This window comes from Cupriavidus sp. 2KB_3 (assembly GCF_052115685.1).
GTDB lineage: Bacteria > Pseudomonadota > Gammaproteobacteria > Burkholderiales > Burkholderiaceae > Cupriavidus > Cupriavidus campinensis.
In genome coordinates, this window is record NZ_JBFRHD010000020.1 from 125,036 (window position 1) to 142,110 (window position 17,075).

The following is a 17,075-nucleotide window of genomic DNA, read 5'->3' on the forward strand; positions in this document are numbered from 1 at the left end:
CGCCGATCAGCCTTCGGCCTGTTTGACCGTGCACATCAGTTCCGCTTCGCAAGCGACTTCGCCGTCCACGGTGGCGCTGGCCTTGAACTTCCAGATGCCACGGATATAGCGCTCGACGGTCACGTTCAGGTGCAGTTGGTCGCCGGGATAGACCACGCGCTTGAAGCGCGCGCCATCAATACCCACGAAGTAATACAGCGCGCCTTCCTTGCGCTCCATGTCGGCGCCGAAGGTCAGCAGGCCGGCCGACTGCGCCAGCGCCTCGAGGATCATCACGCCCGGCATCACGGGTTGATCGGGAAAGTGCCCCATGAAGTACGGCTCGTTGATCGTGACGTTCTTCAGGGTCTTGATCCGCTTCTGCGGCTCGAACTCCAGCACGCGATCGACGAGCAGGATCGGGTACCGATGCGGCAGCAGCTTCAGGATCTTGCGGATGTCGATGTCGGATGCGGTCATGATGATTTCTCTTCGTCTTGTGTGGTTTTGGACCCGGCGGACTGGCCACGCAGGCGGCGTTCCAGCGTGACCACGCGCTCGCGCAGCTTGGACAATCCGCGCACGATGGCCGCATTGCGCTCCCACTCGCCATGCGTCGTGAACGGAAACACGCTGGTGTAATGCCCCCCGGGTTTCGTAATCGATTTGGTAATCGAGGTGCCGCCGGACACCGTCGTCCGGTCGGCGATATTCAAATGGCCCGCGAAATTGGCCGATCCGCCAATCACGCAAAAGCGCCCGATGCGGGTGCTGCCGGCCACCGCCGCACAGCCCGCAATCACGGTATGCGCGCCCACTCGCACGTTGTGTGCAATCTGGACCTGGTTATCGAGCTTGCAGCCGTCCTCGATGACCGTATCAGCCATCGCGCCCCGGTCGATGGCCGTATTGGCGCCCACTTCCACGTCATTGCCGAGCACGGCGCGGCCAACCTGCGGAATTTTCACGTATTCCACCCCGGCCGGGCCGATGTCCGGCGCGAAACCAAAGCCATCCGCGCCCACCACCACCCCGCTGTGCAGGATGTTGCGCGCACCCACCACGCAACGATGATAGACGGAAACGTTCGCGTAAATGAGCGTATCGTCGCCGATCTCCGCCCCTGCGCCGATAAAGGCATTCGCCAGGACCCGCACCCGCTCGCCCAGCCGCGCGCCAGCCTCGATCACCACGTTGGGGCCGATGAAGCAGGACGCAGGCACCACGGCATCCGCGGCCACGCTCGCGCGCGGGTCGATGCCAGTGCGCGGATCCGCATTCGCCTCACGGTCGAAGCGCTGCGCCACGCGGGCGAAGCAGACATACGGATTGCGGGCGACCAGCCAGTTGCGGCCGTCGGCTTGGCCATCGGCGCGTATACGATCAAGGTCGGCCGGCGAGACGATGACGGCGCTGGCCTTGGAAGCCAGCGCCTGCGGCAGGTACAGCGGATTGGACAGGAAAGACAGGTCGCCGGGGCCGGCCTGGTCGAGCGGCGCCAGGCCGCGCACGGCGAGGTCGGGATCACCCACAACCTGCGCGCCGTTCTCGGTGGCGAGCTGACCCAGTGTGGGTGTCTGCATGGCGGTACTTCCTTGAAAAACGAGACAGCGACGAACGAGCGCGCGCCGCTTACTTGCTGCCGGCGTTGAGCGCCTTCATCACGTCATCGGTAATGTCGATGCGTGGATTGACGTACACCGCTTCCTGCACGATGAGGTCGTACTTGCGCTGCTCGGCCAGTTGACGGATCACACGGTTCGCGCGCTCCAGCACCTGGGCCAGTTCCTCGTTGCGGCGCTGATTCAGGTCCTCGCGGAACTCGCGTTGCTTGCGCTGGAACTCACGGTCGAGGTCAGCCACTTCACGCTGGCGGCGCTGGCGGTCGGAATCGGCGAGCACGGCCGTGTCCTTGTCGAGCTTGTCGGCCATGCCCTTGATCTTCTGCGCCATGTCCTGCAGTTCGCGGTCACGCTTCGAGAATTCCTGCTCGAGCTTGACCTGTGCGACCTTGGCCGGCTGCGAGTCACGCAGGATGCGCTCCGAGTTGACTGCGGCGATGCGTGCCTCCTGAGCCATCGCCGGGGCGGCTACGCACAGGGCCGCTGCGGCCAGCGCGGCGGCGCTCAGGGATTTCATCAGTGGTGTATGGAGTTTCATGAAACAAATCCTTTTTGGGGATCAGAACGCGGTACCGATCTGGAACTGGAATCGCTGTACGCGATCCGTATCGTCCTTCTTCAGCGGGAAGCCCATGCTGACCTTCAGCGGGCCGATCGGCGACAGCCACGACATGCCGAAGCCGGTCGAGTACTTGAGGTCGCTGAACGTAATCGGTGCACCTTCCTGGTACACGTTACCAAAGTCGAAGAACGTGAACAGGCGCAGCGTGCGGTCCACGCCCGAGCCCGGCAGCGGGAATACGAATTCCACGTTACCGATCAGCTTGGACGCACCACCCACCGGGTTGCCGTTCTGGTCCTTCGGACCGAGCGTGCTGGTCTGGTAGCCGCGCACCGAGCCGATACCACCGGCGTAGAAGTACTTGAACACCGGGAACGGCGTGTCGCCGTAGCCGTGGCCGTACGCCACTTCGCCGTTGAAGGCCAGTGTGAACGCCTTGGACAGCGGGTAGAAGTACTGCTGCTGGAAGCTCGCGCGATAGTACTGCGTATCGCCACCCGGCACGCCCACTTCGAGGTTGGCCTGCGTGTACGGACCCTTGGTCGGGATCAGCGCGCTGTCGCGACGGTCACGTGCCCAGCCGATCGTGAACGGGAAGTTGTTGATCGGGTCGCCGCTGCTCTTGCCGATCTTGTTCAACCACGCGGTGTACTGGCTCGGCGTGTTGACCGAGGTATTCACCTCGGTACGCTCGTAACCGATACCGAAGAACACCGTATCGTTCTCGGAGAACGGCACGCCGAACTTGAAGCCGCCGCCGGCCGAGACAATCTTGTAGTCCTGGTCGCCGGTGTAGTACAGCGGGCGGGACGTACGGTAGTAGATGTCCGTGGAACGGCTGATGCCGTCCACCGTGAAGTACGGGTCGTACTGCGTCAGCGAGATGGTCCGGAACGACTTGGCCGTGTTCACGTCCAGGCCCAGGCTGGTACCCGAGCCGAACACGTTGTCCTGGCGCAAGCCGGCTTGCAGCACGAGCTTGTCAGTCGACGAGAAACCCAGGCCCAGGCTGATCTGGCCGGTCGGCTTCTCGGTCACGTTCACGTTGACATCCACCTGGTCGGGCGCGCCGGCCACGTCCTCGGTGGTGATATTCGTGTCCGTGAAGTAGCCGGTACGGTTGATACGGGCCTGCGACTGCGTGAGCTTCTCGCTGTCGAACCACGAGCTTTCCATCTGGCGCATTTCGCGGCGCACCACTTCGTCTCGGGTCTTGCTGTTGCCCACCACGTTCACGCGGCGCACATACACGCGACGGCCTGGATCGACCATCAGCGTCAGCGCCACTTCGCGCGTTTCCTGATTAACCTGGGGCTGCGGATTGATCGTCGTGAACGCGTAGCCGTAGGTGCCCAGCAGATCGGTGATGGACTTGGTGCTGGCCGTCAGCTTTTCGGACGAGAAGATGTCGCCCTTCTTCAGCTGCAGCAGCTTTTCCATCTCGGCCTGCTTGCCAAGCAGTTCGCCGGCCAGGCGGATGTCAGACACCTTGTACTGATCGCCTTCCTTGATGTTCAGCGTCAGGAAGATGTCCTTTTTGTCCGGCGTGATCGAGACCTGGGTGGACTCGATCTGGAACTCCAGGTAGCCGCGGTTCAGATAATACGAGCGCAGTGCTTCCAGGTCGGCCGTGAGCTTCTGCTTCGAGTACAGGTCATTCTTGGTGTACCAGGACAGCCAGTTCGGCGTGGAGAGCTGCATTTCGTCGCGCAGCGTGCTTTCCTTGAACGCCTTGTTGCCGACGATATTGATCTGGCGGATCTTGGCAACCGGGCCTTCTTCCACGTTGAACACCACGGACACGCGATTGCGGTCCACCGGGGTCACCGTGGTCTGCACGTCGGCTGCGTAGTAGCCGCGCGCCACGTACTGGCGCTTCAGTTCCTGCTCGGCCTTGTCGATCAGGGCCTTGTCGTAGTAGCGCGCCTCGGCTACGCCCACTGCGCGCAGCGAGCGGCGCAGCGTGTCCTTGTCGAATTCCTTGATGCCGACGAACTCGAGCTGCGAGATGGCCGGGCGCTCCTCCACCTGGACCACGAGCACGCCTTCCTCGGCGCGGATCTGCACGTCCTTGAAGAAACCGGTATTGTAGAGTGCACGAATGGCATCGGCGCCCTTGTCGTCGGTGAAGGTCTCCCCGACGCGGACAGGCAGATAGCCGAACACAGTGCCCGGCTCCACGCGCTGCAGGCCCTCCACGCGGATGTCCCTGACCACAAAGGGGTCGGCGGCCCAGCCCGCCGGGCTCCAGGCCGCGATAATGGCACTCGTCAGCACGCCCAGCGAGATGCGCTTATGTCTGATCAACGTGAATCCCCTATTCCTCTTCGATTTCATGCAGGGTATTGGCTCCGATGCCGTCCCGACGCCGTCCATGATGACGCCTGGCTTTGCTGACAAGGCCGCCCCGCCCGACGGGTTCGACGACACCGCCGGGACGCGACCTTCTCCGGCCGACGGCCGCTTTCGGCTACGCGGATCTAGCCGCGCGCAAGAAACAGTCGGCTGACGTCATTGAACAAAGCGAGTGAGGTCAGGAGCAAGATGCACGCGATGCCGACCTTCTGCAGCATCGCCTGCCAGTGATCTGGTACGGGCCTGCCAGTCAAAAATTCCACGCAATAATACAGCAAATGCCCCCCATCCAGAACCGGAATGGGTAACAAATTGAGCACACCGAGGCTGACGCTGACCAGCGCCAGGAAGCTGATAAACGGCTGCCAACCCATGTTCGCGGCACGGCCGGCGTAGTCCGCCACCGTGAGCGGGCCGCTCAGATTCTGCAATGACGCCTGCCCCACCAGCATCTTGCCGAGCAGTTTCAGGGACAGTGTGCTGGTACTCCAGACCTGGTCAGCGGCCCGCACCACGGCCTGCCACGGCGCGTAGCGGACGATCTCGGTCTGCACCGCCTGGTTCAGCGCGGCGCCCAGCTTGCCCGTAGGGCCCGCCGCTGCCCCGCTGGCGTCCTTGGCGCCATCCGCTGCAGGGGCCGCATCCAGCTTGACGGGCACGTCCAGCCGCTGCCCGTTGCGTTCGATGCCCAGCGTGACCTGCTCGCCCGGCCGCGCCCGTACGGCGCGGATCAGCTCGCTCGCCTGCGTCAGCGGCTGGCCCTGCCAGGCCACCACGCGGTCGCCGGCCTTCAGTCCAGCGCGCTGTGCCGCCGAATCCGGCACGATTTCTGTGATCGTGACCGGCCCGCCCTTCAGGTACAGGCCGAGCGTGGCCAGCGGATCTTGCTCGGGATTGCCGCCGGTATTGGGTAGCCGGGGCAGCCGGATGTCGCGCTCGGCCCCATCGGCGCCCCGCACGCGCAGCACGGCGCTGGTGTCGCCAAAACCTTCGGCGAACACGGCCATGCGGAGGTCATTCCAGGACTGGACCGGCTCGGTCCGGTCGTTGGCGGTCAGCGACAGCACGCGGTCGCCGTCCCGCACACCAGCCTGGGCAGCCACGGTTCCGGCCGCGGGGGTCGCCACCACGGGTACCGGCTCGCGCATGCCGCCGGCGAACAACACGATATATAGAAGGATGGCCAGCGCGAAGTTAGCCACCGGCCCGGCCGCCACGATCACGAAACGCTTGCCCACGGGCTGCCGGTTGAAGGCGCGCGGCAGGTCTTCCGGCGGAATGGGGGGATCGGTCTCCGGGTCGCGCTCGCGCTCGTCGAGCATCTTGACGTAGCCGCCCAGGGGGATCGCGGCGAGCGTCCACTCGGTGCGGTCAGGCCCTTTGCTGGTCCAGCGCGCCAACGACCGGCCGAAGCCGATCGAGAACCGCAATACCTTGACGCCGCACGCGCGGGCGGCCAGGTAGTGCCCCATCTCGTGCACGAAAATCAGGATGCACAGGGCGACGACGAACGCAATTACGGTCTGCATGACAAATCACCCTCTCCAGAGCTGGCCGCGCCGAGGCGCGTCGGCGCTACCCACTTAGCGGCTGGCCAGCCGCGTCAGCAATGCCTGCGCGGCACGGCGCGCCGCGGCATCGGCCGCCAGCACGCCCTCGAGCGTCGCGGCCGAGCCGGACTGCGGCTGCTCGAGCACGCCGGCCACCACGCGGGCAATATCGGTAAATCGGATCGCCCCGCCGAGGAAGGCCTCCACGGCCACCTCGTTCGCGGCGTTCAGCACGGCCGGGGCCAACCCGCCCGCGCGCAATGCATCAAAGGCTAGCCCAAGGCAAGGGAAGCGATTAAGGTCAGGAATCTCAAAATGCAGCCCGCCGGCGACGGTCAGGTCGAGCGGGCTCACCCCGGAGTCGATCCGCTCCGGGTACGCCATGCCATAGGCGATGGGCGTGCGCATGTCGGGGTTGCCAAGCTGGGCCAGCACCGAGCCATCGGCGTACGCCACCATCGAATGGACGATGCTTTGCGGGTGGATCAGCACCTCGATCTTCTCCGCCGGAGCGCCGAACAGCCAGTGGGCCTCGATCACCTCGAGCCCCTTGTTCATCATCGTGGCGGAATCCACGGAGATCTTGCGGCCCATCACCCATTTAGGGTGGGCGCAGGCCTGGTCCGGCGTGATGTCGTGCAGGGTAGACGGATCGCGCGTCCGGAAGGGGCCGCCCGAGGCAGTCAGCAGCACCTTGGACACGCCCGAGCCGTAGCGCGGGTCGCTGGTGGGCAGGCACTGGAAGATCGCGTTGTGCTCACTGTCGATGGGCAGCAGCGTGGCGCCGTGCTCGCGCACCGCGTCCATGAAGATGGCGCCCGACATGACCAGCGATTCCTTGTTGGCCAGCAGCACGCGCTTGCCCGCCCGAGCGGCGGCGAGCGAAGAACGGAGCCCGGCCGCACCGACGATGGCGGCCATCACGGCATCGGTGCCGTCGTCGGCGGCGATGGACTCCAGCGCGGCTTCGCCATAGCTGACTTCGGTCTTCACACCGGCGTCGCGCAGCAGCGTCTCGAGCTGGTGTGCCGCGTCGGCGGAGCCCACGACGGCGCGCGCCGGGCGGAACTCCACGCAGGCCGCCGCCAGCTTATCCACCTGGCGGTGGGCGCTCAACGCATGCACGCCGTAGCGGTCCGGATGCCGACGCACTACGTCGAGTGTGCTTTCGCCGATGGAGCCCGTGGCGCCCAGGATGGTAATGCGTTGCATAGGAACCAGATAACCAAATTCAGATTGTGATCACATCCAGGCCAGCAGCAGCGCCGCCAGCGGGAATACCGGAATGAGCGCGTCGATGCGATCCAGCACGCCCCCGTGCCCGGGCAGCAGCCGGCTGCTGTCCTTCTTGCCGATCTGACGCTTGAGCAGCGACTCGAACAGGTCACCGATAACGCTGGCCGCCACGAGCAGCGTGGAAAGGCCGATCATCAGCCCCACCCCGCCCTGGTCGGCGATGCGTGAAAACCAGGTCGGCGCGAAGGCATGGGTGGTGCCGAGCACCACGGCCACGATCATCACCAGCAGCCAGCCGCCAATCGCACCTTCCCAGGACTTGCCCGGGCTGATGGTGGGCGCCAGCTTGCGCTTGCCAATGGCCTTGCCAACGAAATAGGCGCCGATATCGGCTGTCCAGACCAGCACCGCGGCCGACAGCAGCACCGCGATGCCTTCGGCCCGCAGCACCATCACGGCGTGACCGAATGCCGGCAACATGATCAGCCCCAGGATGGCACCCAGCACCGTGAAGCCCGGCGTAGCCTTGCGCACCCCGCGTGCCAGCAGCACCAGCGCCACGCCCCAAGCCACCAGCGCGGCGGCCAGCAGATAATGGATGGCGCGGCGTTCGGGCGCGTCATGGAAATAAATCAGCACCAGCAGGCAGGCCACTGCGTAGACGTAGGGCCAGTAGCGGCGCAGCCCGATCAGCCGCCCGAACTCCCAGCCGGCCAGCAGCACGATCACGGCGATCAGTCCCGCCAGCCACATCACGGGCGCCAGGAACAGGATCGGCAGGATCAACAGCAACAGGCACAGGGCGGTGATGACGCGGGTGATGAGCATGCGCTGCGGTTTCCTTTGAAGGTGGGATCAGGACAGGCCGGTCGCGGCGATCCGCTCAGGCCGTACCAGACAGTCCGGGCGCCACCAGTTGGGCGCTGGTCCGGCCAAAGCGCCGCTCGCGCTGGCGGTACGAGGCGAAGGCCTTGTCCAGCTCGGCGGCGTCGAAATCGGGCCAGTAGGTATCGGTGAAGTACAGCTCGGAATACGCGAGCTGCCACAGCAGGAAATTGCTGATGCGCTGTTCGCCGCCGGTGCGGATGAACAGGTCGGGCTCGGGCGCATAGGACATTGCCAGATGCGGCGCCAGCACGGACTCGTCGATGGCATCCGGGTCGAGCATCGGCGAGCGCGCCAGCATCTTGCGCATGGCCTGGAGCAGGTCCCAGCGGCCGCCGTAGTTCGCGGCGATGGTCACCGTCAGGCCGGTATTGCCGGCGGTGCGGGCCTCCGCATCGCGGATCAGCTGCTGGATGCGCGGGCTGAAGCGCCCGAGGTCGCCCACCACGCGCACGCGGATGTCATTGGCGTGCATCTTAACCACCTCGCGGCGCAAGGCGGTCATGAACAGGCGCATCAGGAACGAAACCTCGTCCGCCGGACGGCGCCAGTTCTCCGAACTGAACGCGAACAGCGTGAGGAACTGCACGCCGCGGGTGGCACAGGCCTCCACCACCGCGCGTACCGCGTCCAGGCCACGGCTGTGGCCTGCCACGCGGGGCAGATGACGCTGGGTCGCCCAACGGCCGTTGCCATCCATGATGATGGCAACGTGGCGGGGCACGTAGGTGGTATCGGGAACGCCGAGCGTCGAACTGATGTGCTGCATGGATTCGCGGACGGGGACGGAGCCGGCGGGGTTCCCGCCGGGCGGCCGTCAGACCGTCATGATCTCCTTCTCTTTCTCGGCCACGAGCTTGTCGATCTCGGCCACGAACTTGTCGGTCAGTTTCTGGACTTCATCCTGGCCGCGGCGCTCGTCGTCCTCGGAAATGGTCTTGTCCTTGACGAGCTTCTTGAACTGCTCCATGGCGTCGCGGCGCAGGTTGCGCACGGCCACCTTGGCACCCTCGGCCTCGCCCTTGACGACCTTGGTCAGTTCCTTGCGGCGCTCTTCGGTCAGCGCGGGCATCGGCACGCGGATCGTTTCGCCCATGGTGGCCGGGTTCAGGCCCAGGTCAGCGTCGCGGATGGCTTTTTCCACCGCGCTCACCATCTTCTTTTCCCAGGGCTGCACGCTGATCGTGCGCGCATCGGCCAGGCCGACATTGGCCACCTGGCTGATCGGCACCATCGAGCCGTAGTAGTCCACCTGGACGTGATCGAGCAGACCGGTGTGGGCACGACCGGTACGAATTTTCGCCAGATCGGCCCTGAAGGCTTCGATCGACTTCTGCATCTTCTGCTCGGCGCTCTTCTTTGTGTCGGCGACGCTCATGTTTACCTCCGGAAATCAGCCAGACAGGATCCCGCCGGACGGGATCGAAAATGAATCATTCTACTCTCAGGCCGGGCCGAATCCGCATTGTGACGCGGCCCGCCGTCGTCATACGTGCACCAGCGTACCTTCGTCTTCGCCCAGGATCACGCGCTTCAGCGCACCCGGCTTGACGATGGAGAACACCTTGATCGGCAGCTTCTGGTCGCGGCACAGCGCGAAGGCCGTGGCGTCCATGACCTGCAGGTTGCGCGAGATGGCCTCGTCGAACGTGATCGTGGTGTAGCGCGTGGCGCTGGGATCTTTCTTGGGGTCGGCCGTGTACACGCCGTCCACCTTGGTGGCTTTGAGCACGACTTCCGCGCCGATTTCCGCCCCGCGCAGCGCGGCGGCGGTGTCGGTGGTGAAGAACGGGTTGCCCGTGCCGGCCGCGAAAATCACGACCTTGCCCTCTTCCAGCTGGCGGATGGCGCGGGGGCGGATATAGGGCTCGACCACCTGGTCCATGCGCAGCGCTGATTGCACGCGGCCTTCGATATTCGCGTGGCGCATGGCGTCCTGCAGGGCCAGCGCGTTCATCATGGTGGCCAGCATGCCCATGTAGTCGGCCGTGGCACGGTCCATGCCGGCGGCGCCGCCGGCCACGCCACGGAAGATGTTGCCGCCGCCGATCACCACGGCGACCTGGACGCCCAGCTTCACGATCTCGGCAATGTCATTGACCATGCCTTCGATGGTGGCGCGGTTGATGCCGAAGGCATCGTCGCCCATCAGGGCCTCACCGGAAAGTTTAAGTAGGACGCGCTTGTAGGCTGGCATGTTCACCCTCGGGCTGGTTCTTGATCGCTCGTTCGAACGGATGGATTGGCGCGCGCGGCCCGGGCTGTCGGGGCTTGTGACCCAGACCTGGCTCAGGGCCGCACGGAAATACGGAATTGCGGGACAGCTCGAAGCCGGTTTTCGCTGTCATCTGCAGGCATCGTTACGCGAACTTCGCCCAACATGCAGGTGACTGCGGAAATCGACTGATACAGCCGCGGCGCCCGGCACTCTGCCTGGCGCGCTTGTGCAGAGGGGCACCTTGCGGCGCCCCTCGGCATTATACGGTGGCGGAATCGGCCCTTCGTGAAAAAGACCCCTCCCCCACCCGGACGATCAGCCCTTCTGGGCGGCAGCCACCTGGGCGGCCACTTCAGCAGCGAAGTCGTCCTGCTTCTTCTCGATGCCCTCGCCCACCACGAACAGGGTGAAACCCTTCACCGTGGTGTTGGCGGCCTTCAGCATCTGCTCGACGGTCTGCTTGTCGTTCTTCACGAACGGCTGGTTGAACAGCGAGACTTCCTTCAGGTACTTCTGGACCGAACCTTCGACCATCTTGGCGACGATCTCGGCCGGCTTGCCCGATTCGGCAGCCTTCTGCTCGGCGATGCTGCGCTCCTTGGCGATCAGCTCGGCGGGCACCTGATCCGACGACAGCGACACCGGCTTCATGGCGGCCACGTGCATGGCCACGTCCTTGGCGGCGGTTTCGTCACCGTCGAACTCGACCATCACGCCGATACGCGTGCCGTGCAGGTACGACACCAGCTTGCCGCCATTGGCGTAGCGGGCGAAGCGGCGGATCGTCATGTTCTCGCCGATCTTGCCGATCAGCGCGGCGCGGGTGGTTTCCACCGACACGCCGTCGATTTCCAGTGCCGACAGGGCAGCCACGTCAGCCGGGTTCTGCTTGGCGATCAGTTCGGCCACCTTGGCCGAGAAGGCCAGGAAGTCGTCGTTCTTCGACACGAAGTCGGTTTCGCAGTTCAGCTCGACCAGCACGCCGGTCGTGCCGTCGATGTACGAGGCCACCACGCCTTCGGCGGTCACGCGCGACGCAGCCTTGCTGGCCTTGTTGCCCAGCTTGACGCGCAGCAGCTCTTCAGCCTTGTCCAGGTCGCCATTGGCTTCCGTCAGGGCCTTCTTGCATTCCATCATCGGCGCGTCGGTCTTCGCGCGCAGTTCTGCAACCATGCTTGCGGTAATTGCCGCCATTTGTCACTCCTTGATTGGTTCAGGCCGATGTCCCGCCTGCTTCCGGGACACCCGGCCGGTGTCTGATCAACTTGGGTCCGGCTCACCCGCGGCGCATCGTATGCGCGGCAGATGACAACAAAGTCAGTTTCAGCTTGCGGCGCACTGCGACTCGCAGTTTGCAAAAAGGGGGCGCCAGAAGTGCCCCCTTTTCAATGTGCCGCAAGGCGGGCGCCGGTGGCCGGTGTACCCCGGCCTCAGGCGCCAGCGGGCAATCAGCCTTCCTGGACTTCGACGAATTCGTCGCCGCCACGAGCAGCTTCCACCACTTCCTGAACCGCATTGGCGCGGCCTTCCAGGATGGCGTCGGCCACGCCGCGCACGTACAGGGCCACGGCCTTGCTCGAGTCGTCGTTACCCGGGATCACGTAATCGATGCCTTCCGGCGAGTGGTTCGTGTCGACCACGCCGATCACGGGGATGCCCAGCTTGTTGGCTTCGGTCACGGCGATCTTGTGGTAGCCCACGTCCACCACGAAGATGGCGTCAGGCACGCCGCCCATGTCCTTGATGCCGCCGATGGACTTTTCCAGCTTGGCCATCTCGCGCTCGAACATCAGCGCTTCCTTCTTGCTCATGGTGTCCAGCGCGCCGGCTTCCTTGGCGGCTTCCATGTCCTTCAGGCGCTTGATCGAGATCTTGACGGTCTTGAAGTTCGTCAGCATGCCGCCGAGCCAGCGGGCGTCGACGTAGGGCATGCCAGCGCGGCCAGCTTCTTCAGCCAGGATTTCGCGCGATTGACGCTTGGTGCCCACGAAAAGCACGCTGCCGCGGTTTGATGCCAGTTGACGCACGTACTTCATCGCGTCCTGGAACATCGGCAGGGTCTTTTCGAGGTTGATAATGTGGATCTTGTTGCGATGACCGAAGATGAAGGGGGCCATCTTCGGGTTCCAGAAGCGGGTTTGGTGGCCAAAGTGGCAACCGGCTTCCAGCATTTCGCGCATGGTCACGGACATGAGAGGTGCTCCAATAGGGTTAGGTCTGAAGTCCGCCCCGACATTCCTGAAAAGGAACACCCCGGATGGGCGGACCAGCGATTTACCAATAAAATTTGCTTCCTTAGCCGCCACCGGCATAAGCCAGCAGCAAGGCAGCCCGCGATTGTAGCAACAAAATGGCATCGGGCTCAAGCCCCCGGTTGACCCCTCGCACACCCGCCACCCCCGCCAATTCTTGGCCGGCGCACCGCCAAATCCCTGCTTTCGGGGCGCGATGGTGCGATAATCCCACTTTGCGAATCGATTACCGGCGTGGCCCGCGGCCCCGCCGTCACTTATTTCTGGCGAAGCAGCATGAGCATCCACCTGAATACCGCCGAAGACATCGCCCAAATGCGCGTGGCTTGCCGCCTTGCCTCCGAGGTCCTCGACTACATCACGCCCCATATCGTCCCCGGAGTGACCACGGGCGAACTCGACAAGCTTTGCCACGCCTACATGCGTGACGTGCAAGGCACCGTGCCGGCACCGCTGAACTACGCGCCGCCGGGCTACCCGCCCTTCCCCGGCGCGATCTGCACCTCGGTCAACGACGTGATCTGCCATGGCATTCCGGGCGACCGCGTGCTCAAGAGCGGCGACGCGGTGAACCTCGACATCACCGTGATCACCAAGGAAGGCTATTACGGCGACACCAGCCGCATGTTCATCGTGGGCGAGGGCTCGATTCTGGCCAAGCGCCTGGCGCAGGTCACCTATGAATGCATGTGGAAGGGTATCCAGCAAGTGCGCAATGGCGCACGTCTGGGCGATATCGGCCATGCCATCCAGGTGCACGCCGAAGCCGCCGGCTACAGCGTGGTGCGCGAGTACTGCGGCCACGGCATCGGCAAGGTTTTCCACTCGGACCCGCAGGTGCTGCACTATGGCCGCCCCAACACCGGCACCGAGATCAAGACCGGCATGATCTTCACGGTGGAGCCGATGATCAACGCCGGCAAGCGCGACATCCGCACCATGCCCGACCAGTGGACCGTGAAGACGCGTGACCGCAGCCTGTCCGCCCAGTGGGAGCACACCGTGCTGGTGACGGACACCGGCTACGAGGTACTGACGCTGTCGGCCGGCTCGCCGGTGCCGCCGGCCTTCATTACCGAACCCGTCGCGGCCTGACACCGCGTTGACCGCCAGGGCGCCGACCGCGGCGCCCTTTCTACTTCCAGCCGTGCCCGCGACCCACACCGCCCCCACCATGGACACCACGCCGGAACTCCTGCTTTGCCAGCGCATCCGCGACAAGCTGCGCGCCGACAAGCAAGCGCTCTTCGCCGAATTCGACGCGCACAACCAGGTCAATCCGCTGGTCACACGGCTGCGCCGCGCCGTGGATGCCGCGCTGATCGACGCCTGGACCGGCCTGGAGCTGCCCGCCAGCGCCGCGCTGGTGGCGGTGGGCGGCTATGGCCGGGGCGAGCTGTTCCCGCACTCCGACGTGGATGTACTGCTCCTGCTGCCGGCCGAGCCGGACGCGGAGATGGCAGGCAAGCTGGAACGCTTCATCGGCCTGTGCTGGGACCTGGGACTCGAGATCGGCTCGTCGGTGCGTACCGTCGACGACTGCCTGCGCGAGGCAGCGGCGGACATCACCATCCGCACTTCGCTGCTCGAAGCGCGCCTGCTGATCGGCAACAAGGCGCTGTTCGCCGACATGCGCCGGCGGTACCTGGCGGACCTCGACGCCGCCGACTTCTTCCAGGCCAAGCTACTGGAGATGCGCCAGCGCCACGCCAAGTACCAGGACACCCCGTACGCGCTGGAGCCCAACTGCAAGGAAAGTCCGGGCGGCCTGCGCGACTTGCAGGTGATCCTGTGGATGACGCAGGCGGCGGGCCTTGGCGACAGCTGGAAGGAATTGTTCGAACGCGGCCTGCTGACCGAGCGCGAGGCGCAGGAACTCACGCGCAACGAGCGCCTGCTGCGCACGATCCGCGCGCGGCTGCACCTGCTGGCTGGCCGCCGGCAGGACGTGCTGGTGTTCGACCTGCAAACCGCGCTGGCCGAGTCCTTCGGCTATCGGCAGACCACCCACAAGCGCGCCAGCGAACAGCTGATGCGCCGCTTCTACTGGGCCGCCAAGGCGGTGACGCAGCTCAACAGCGTGCTGCTGCTCAATATCGAGGCGATGCTGTTCCCAAGCGAATCCAAGGTCACACGCGTGATCAATGACCGCTTCGTGGAACGCCAGGGCATGCTGGAGATCACCAGCGACGACCTGTACGAACGCGATCCGCATGCGATCCTGGAGACCTTCCTGCTCTACGAGCGCACGCCGGGCGTGAAAGGCATCTCCCCGCGTACGCTGCGCGGGCTCTATAACGCGCGCACGGTCATGGACGCGAGCTGGCGCAACGATCCCGAGAACCGCCGCCTGTTCCTGGCCATCATGCAGGAGCCGCAGGGCATCACCCACGCGCTGCGCCTGATGAACCAGACCAGCGTGCTGGGCCGCTACCTGATCAATTTCCGGCGCATCGTCGGCCAGATGCAGCACGACCTGTTCCACGTCTACACCGTGGACCAGCACATCCTGATGGTGGTGCGCAATATCCGCCGCTTCGCCATCGTCGAGCATACGCACGAGTTCCCGTTCTGCAGCCAGCTGATGGCCAGCTTCGACCGTCCATGGGTACTCTGGGTGGCCGCGCTGTTCCATGACATCGCCAAGGGCCGGGGCGGCGATCACTCCAAGCTCGGCACCGTCGATGCGCGGCGCTTCTGCAAGCAGCACGGCATTTCGCGCGAGGACACCGACCTGATCGCCTGGCTCGTGGAGCATCACCTGACCATGAGCCACGTGGCGCAGAAGCAGGACCTGACCGATCCGGACGTGGTCAAGGCCTTCGCCGGCGTGGTGGGCAACGAGCGCTACCTGACCGCGCTCTACCTGCTGACCGTGGCCGATATCCGCGGCACCAGCCCCAAGGTGTGGAATGCCTGGAAGGGCAAGCTGCTTGAAGACCTGTACCGCATCACGCTGCGCGTGCTCGGCGGCGCGCAGCTCGACCCGCACTCGCTCTGGGCCCAGCGCCGCGACGACACCATCGCCCAGCTGCGGCTCAAGGCGTTCGACCCCGAACTGGCCAATCCGCTCTGGGACAAGCTCGACGTCTCGTTCTTCCTGCGCCACGACGCGCGTGACATCGCCTGGCTCACGCGCCACCTGTTCAACAAGGTGGATAGCGACACGGCGGTGGTCAAGGCGCGCATCTCGCCGGCTGGCGAGGGCCTGCAGGTGGCCGTCTACGTCAAGGACCAGCCAGACCTCTTCGCGCGCATCTGCGGCTACTTCGAACGCAAGGCGTTCTCGATTCAGGACGCGAAGATCCACACCACGCGCCACGGCTACGCGCTGGACACCTTCCAGGTGACCGACCCCGGCCTGGCGGGCGACTACCGCGACATCCTCGCTTTGGTCGAACACGAACTGGCGGAACGGCTGCGGCTGGAGTGCCCGCTGCCCGATCCGGCACAGGGCCGGCTGTCGCGCCAGTCGCGCAGCTTCCCGATCAAGCCGCGCGTGGATTTGCGCGCTGACGAGCGCGGGCAGTTCTACCTGCTGTCCCTTTCCGCCAACGACCGAACCGGCCTGCTCTACGCGATTGCCCGCGTACTGGCCAAACATCGCGTGTCCGTGCATTCGGCGCGCATCAACACCCTGGGGGAGCGCGTCGAAGACGTGTTCCTGGTCGATGGCAGCCGCCTTGCCGCCGACAACCGATTGCAGATTCAGCTTGAACAGGATTTGCTCGACGCGCTAGCCATCTGATGGCAACGCGGGTCGGGCAAACGCAACGACATGACAGACAGCAAAACGCCCGGCCGCAAGACGCTGGGCATCAAGACCGCCACGTCCACCTCGGACGCGCCGCGCAAGCCCACGCGCCCGGTGCGCGTCTCCGACCTGAACCGCAAGCGCGTGCAGGACGTGGTGACGGGCATCAAGGAGGCGCGCGAACGCGCCGGCGAGCGCAACAAGCGCAAGGCCGCCCCGGCCGAGGGCGCCGTCCGGCCTGATCGGGCCGATCGTGGAGAGCGCCCGGCGCGCCCGGCCCGTCCGCGCCCCGAGGGCGATCGGCCGCCGCGCCGCTATGGCGACGACGAGCGCCGCCCGCCCCAGCGTGGCGCCGGCGGCGACGACCGTCCGCCGCGTCCCCGCCGCTTCGGCGATGACGAAGCCCGCCCGCCGCGGCGTTATGGCGATGACGAGCGCCGCCCGCCGCAACGTGGCTTCAGCGGCGACGACCGCCGCCCCCCGCAACGTGGTTTCAGCGGCGATGACCGCCGTCCGCCCCAGCGCAGCTTCGGCAATGACGATCGCGGCGCGCCGCGTCCCCGCCGTTTCGGTGACGACGAAGCCCGCCCGCCGCGCCGTTATGGCGATGACGAGCGCCGTCCGCCGCAACGCGGTGGCTTCGGCGGCGACGACCGCCGTCC

The 17,075-nt window shown here is 65.4% G+C and carries 14 protein-coding genes and 1 pseudogene; 3 read left to right on the forward strand and 12 right to left on the reverse strand.

The features are described 5' to 3' along the window. Positions 1 to 6: 6 nt before the first annotated feature. The 12 genes from fabZ to rpsB form a co-directional block, all read right to left on the reverse strand. Positions 7 to 459: a 3-hydroxyacyl-ACP dehydratase FabZ gene (gene fabZ / locus AB4120_RS21130; protein ID WP_092133949.1), complete on the reverse strand. Its 453-nt coding sequence runs from the start codon at positions 457 to 459 to the stop codon at positions 7 to 9. Continuing rightward, positions 456 to 1,562 (reverse strand): UDP-3-O-(3-hydroxymyristoyl)glucosamine N-acyltransferase, encoded by a 1,107-nt coding sequence (gene lpxD, locus AB4120_RS21135; protein WP_149135864.1) that lies wholly within the window; start codon positions 1,560 to 1,562, stop codon positions 456 to 458. Before lpxD ends, fabZ begins: the two co-directional genes overlap by 4 nt. Before the next feature lie 49 nt (positions 1,563 to 1,611). Then, complete coding sequence (locus tag AB4120_RS21140) at positions 1,612 to 2,139, reverse strand: OmpH family outer membrane protein (protein WP_149135863.1); 528 nt, start codon at positions 2,137 to 2,139, stop codon at positions 1,612 to 1,614. Positions 2,140 to 2,160: 21 nt separating this feature from the next. Further along, a complete protein-coding gene (gene bamA, locus AB4120_RS21145) occupies positions 2,161 to 4,500 on the reverse strand; it encodes an outer membrane protein assembly factor BamA (protein ID WP_392388489.1) in 2,340 nt (779 codons plus the stop codon). A 143-nt stretch (positions 4,501 to 4,643) separates the two neighbouring features. Next, positions 4,644 to 6,047 carry an RIP metalloprotease RseP gene (gene rseP, locus AB4120_RS21150; protein WP_441642807.1) on the reverse strand — a complete coding sequence of 468 codons (1,404 nt, stop codon included), beginning with the start codon at positions 6,045 to 6,047 and terminating at the stop codon, positions 4,644 to 4,646. A 54-nt stretch (positions 6,048 to 6,101) separates the two neighbouring features. Beyond that, the gene (ispC, locus tag AB4120_RS21155) at positions 6,102 to 7,280 is read right to left on the reverse strand and encodes a 1-deoxy-D-xylulose-5-phosphate reductoisomerase (protein WP_149135860.1); all 1,179 of its coding nucleotides are present in this window, start codon (positions 7,278 to 7,280) and stop codon (positions 6,102 to 6,104) included. 30 nt (positions 7,281 to 7,310) lie between these two features. Next, positions 7,311 to 8,132, reverse strand: coding sequence for a phosphatidate cytidylyltransferase (locus tag AB4120_RS21160; protein WP_441642808.1), 822 nt, complete (start codon positions 8,130 to 8,132; stop codon positions 7,311 to 7,313). Positions 8,133 to 8,187: 55 nt separating this feature from the next. Next, entirely contained in the window at positions 8,188 to 8,958 is a 771-nt protein-coding gene (locus AB4120_RS21165; protein WP_144195062.1) for an isoprenyl transferase, read from the reverse strand. A 48-nt stretch (positions 8,959 to 9,006) separates the two neighbouring features. Further along, on the reverse strand, positions 9,007 to 9,567 hold the full coding sequence (frr, locus tag AB4120_RS21170; RefSeq protein WP_144195060.1) for a ribosome recycling factor: 561 nt from the start codon (positions 9,565 to 9,567) through the stop codon (positions 9,007 to 9,009). A 108-nt stretch (positions 9,568 to 9,675) separates the two neighbouring features. Continuing rightward, on the reverse strand, positions 9,676 to 10,386 hold the full coding sequence (gene pyrH / locus AB4120_RS21175) for a UMP kinase (RefSeq protein ID WP_092297616.1): 711 nt from the start codon (positions 10,384 to 10,386) through the stop codon (positions 9,676 to 9,678). A 336-nt stretch (positions 10,387 to 10,722) separates the two neighbouring features. Further along, positions 10,723 to 11,601 carry a translation elongation factor Ts gene (gene tsf / locus AB4120_RS21180; protein ID WP_144195058.1) on the reverse strand — a complete coding sequence of 293 codons (879 nt, stop codon included), beginning with the start codon at positions 11,599 to 11,601 and terminating at the stop codon, positions 10,723 to 10,725. A 254-nt stretch (positions 11,602 to 11,855) separates the two neighbouring features. After that, on the reverse strand, positions 11,856 to 12,599 hold the full coding sequence (gene rpsB / locus AB4120_RS21185; protein WP_149135858.1) for a 30S ribosomal protein S2: 744 nt from the start codon (positions 12,597 to 12,599) through the stop codon (positions 11,856 to 11,858). 336 nt (positions 12,600 to 12,935) lie between these two features. Between rpsB and map the strand changes: the two genes are divergently transcribed. The 3 genes and pseudogenes from map to AB4120_RS21200 all read left to right on the forward strand — a co-directional run. After that, positions 12,936 to 13,754: a type I methionyl aminopeptidase gene (gene map / locus AB4120_RS21190; protein ID WP_144195054.1), complete on the forward strand. Its 819-nt coding sequence runs from the start codon at positions 12,936 to 12,938 to the stop codon at positions 13,752 to 13,754. Between the two features lie 79 nt (positions 13,755 to 13,833). Further along, positions 13,834 to 16,407, forward strand: a complete 2,574-nt coding sequence (locus AB4120_RS21195; protein ID WP_441642813.1) for a [protein-PII] uridylyltransferase — start codon at positions 13,834 to 13,836, stop codon at positions 16,405 to 16,407. Positions 16,408 to 16,437: 30 nt separating this feature from the next. Then, positions 16,438 to 17,075, forward strand: a pseudogene (locus tag AB4120_RS21200) (pseudouridine synthase); the annotation flags it as partial.

Bases quoted from the DNA above. Each gene is read 5' to 3' on its own strand.
- fabZ (WP_092133949.1), bottom strand. From the start codon at position 459: ATGACCGCATCCGACATCGACATCCGCAAGATCCTGAAGCTGCTGCCG.
- lpxD (WP_149135864.1), bottom strand. From the start codon at position 1,562: ATGCAGACACCCACACTGGGTCAGCTCGCCACCGAGAACGGCGCGCAG.
- AB4120_RS21140 (WP_149135863.1), bottom strand. From the start codon at position 2,139: ATGAAACTCCATACACCACTGATGAAATCCCTGAGCGCCGCCGCGCTG.
- bamA (WP_392388489.1), bottom strand. From the start codon at position 4,500: ATGAAATCGAAGAGGAATAGGGGATTCACGTTGATCAGACATAAGCGC.
- rseP (WP_441642807.1), bottom strand. From the start codon at position 6,047: ATGCAGACCGTAATTGCGTTCGTCGTCGCCCTGTGCATCCTGATTTTC.
- ispC (WP_149135860.1), bottom strand. From the start codon at position 7,280: ATGCAACGCATTACCATCCTGGGCGCCACGGGCTCCATCGGCGAAAGC.
- AB4120_RS21160 (WP_441642808.1), bottom strand. From the start codon at position 8,132: ATGCTCATCACCCGCGTCATCACCGCCCTGTGCCTGTTGCTGTTGATC.
- AB4120_RS21165 (WP_144195062.1), bottom strand. From the start codon at position 8,958: ATGCAGCACATCAGTTCGACGCTCGGCGTTCCCGATACCACCTACGTG.
- frr (WP_144195060.1), bottom strand. From the start codon at position 9,567: ATGAGCGTCGCCGACACAAAGAAGAGCGCCGAGCAGAAGATGCAGAAG.
- pyrH (WP_092297616.1), bottom strand. From the start codon at position 10,386: ATGCCAGCCTACAAGCGCGTCCTACTTAAACTTTCCGGTGAGGCCCTG.
- tsf (WP_144195058.1), bottom strand. From the start codon at position 11,601: ATGGCGGCAATTACCGCAAGCATGGTTGCAGAACTGCGCGCGAAGACC.
- rpsB (WP_149135858.1), bottom strand. From the start codon at position 12,599: ATGTCCGTGACCATGCGCGAAATGCTGGAAGCCGGTTGCCACTTTGGC.
- map (WP_144195054.1), top strand. From the start codon at position 12,936: ATGAGCATCCACCTGAATACCGCCGAAGACATCGCCCAAATGCGCGTG.
- AB4120_RS21195 (WP_441642813.1), top strand. From the start codon at position 13,834: ATGGACACCACGCCGGAACTCCTGCTTTGCCAGCGCATCCGCGACAAG.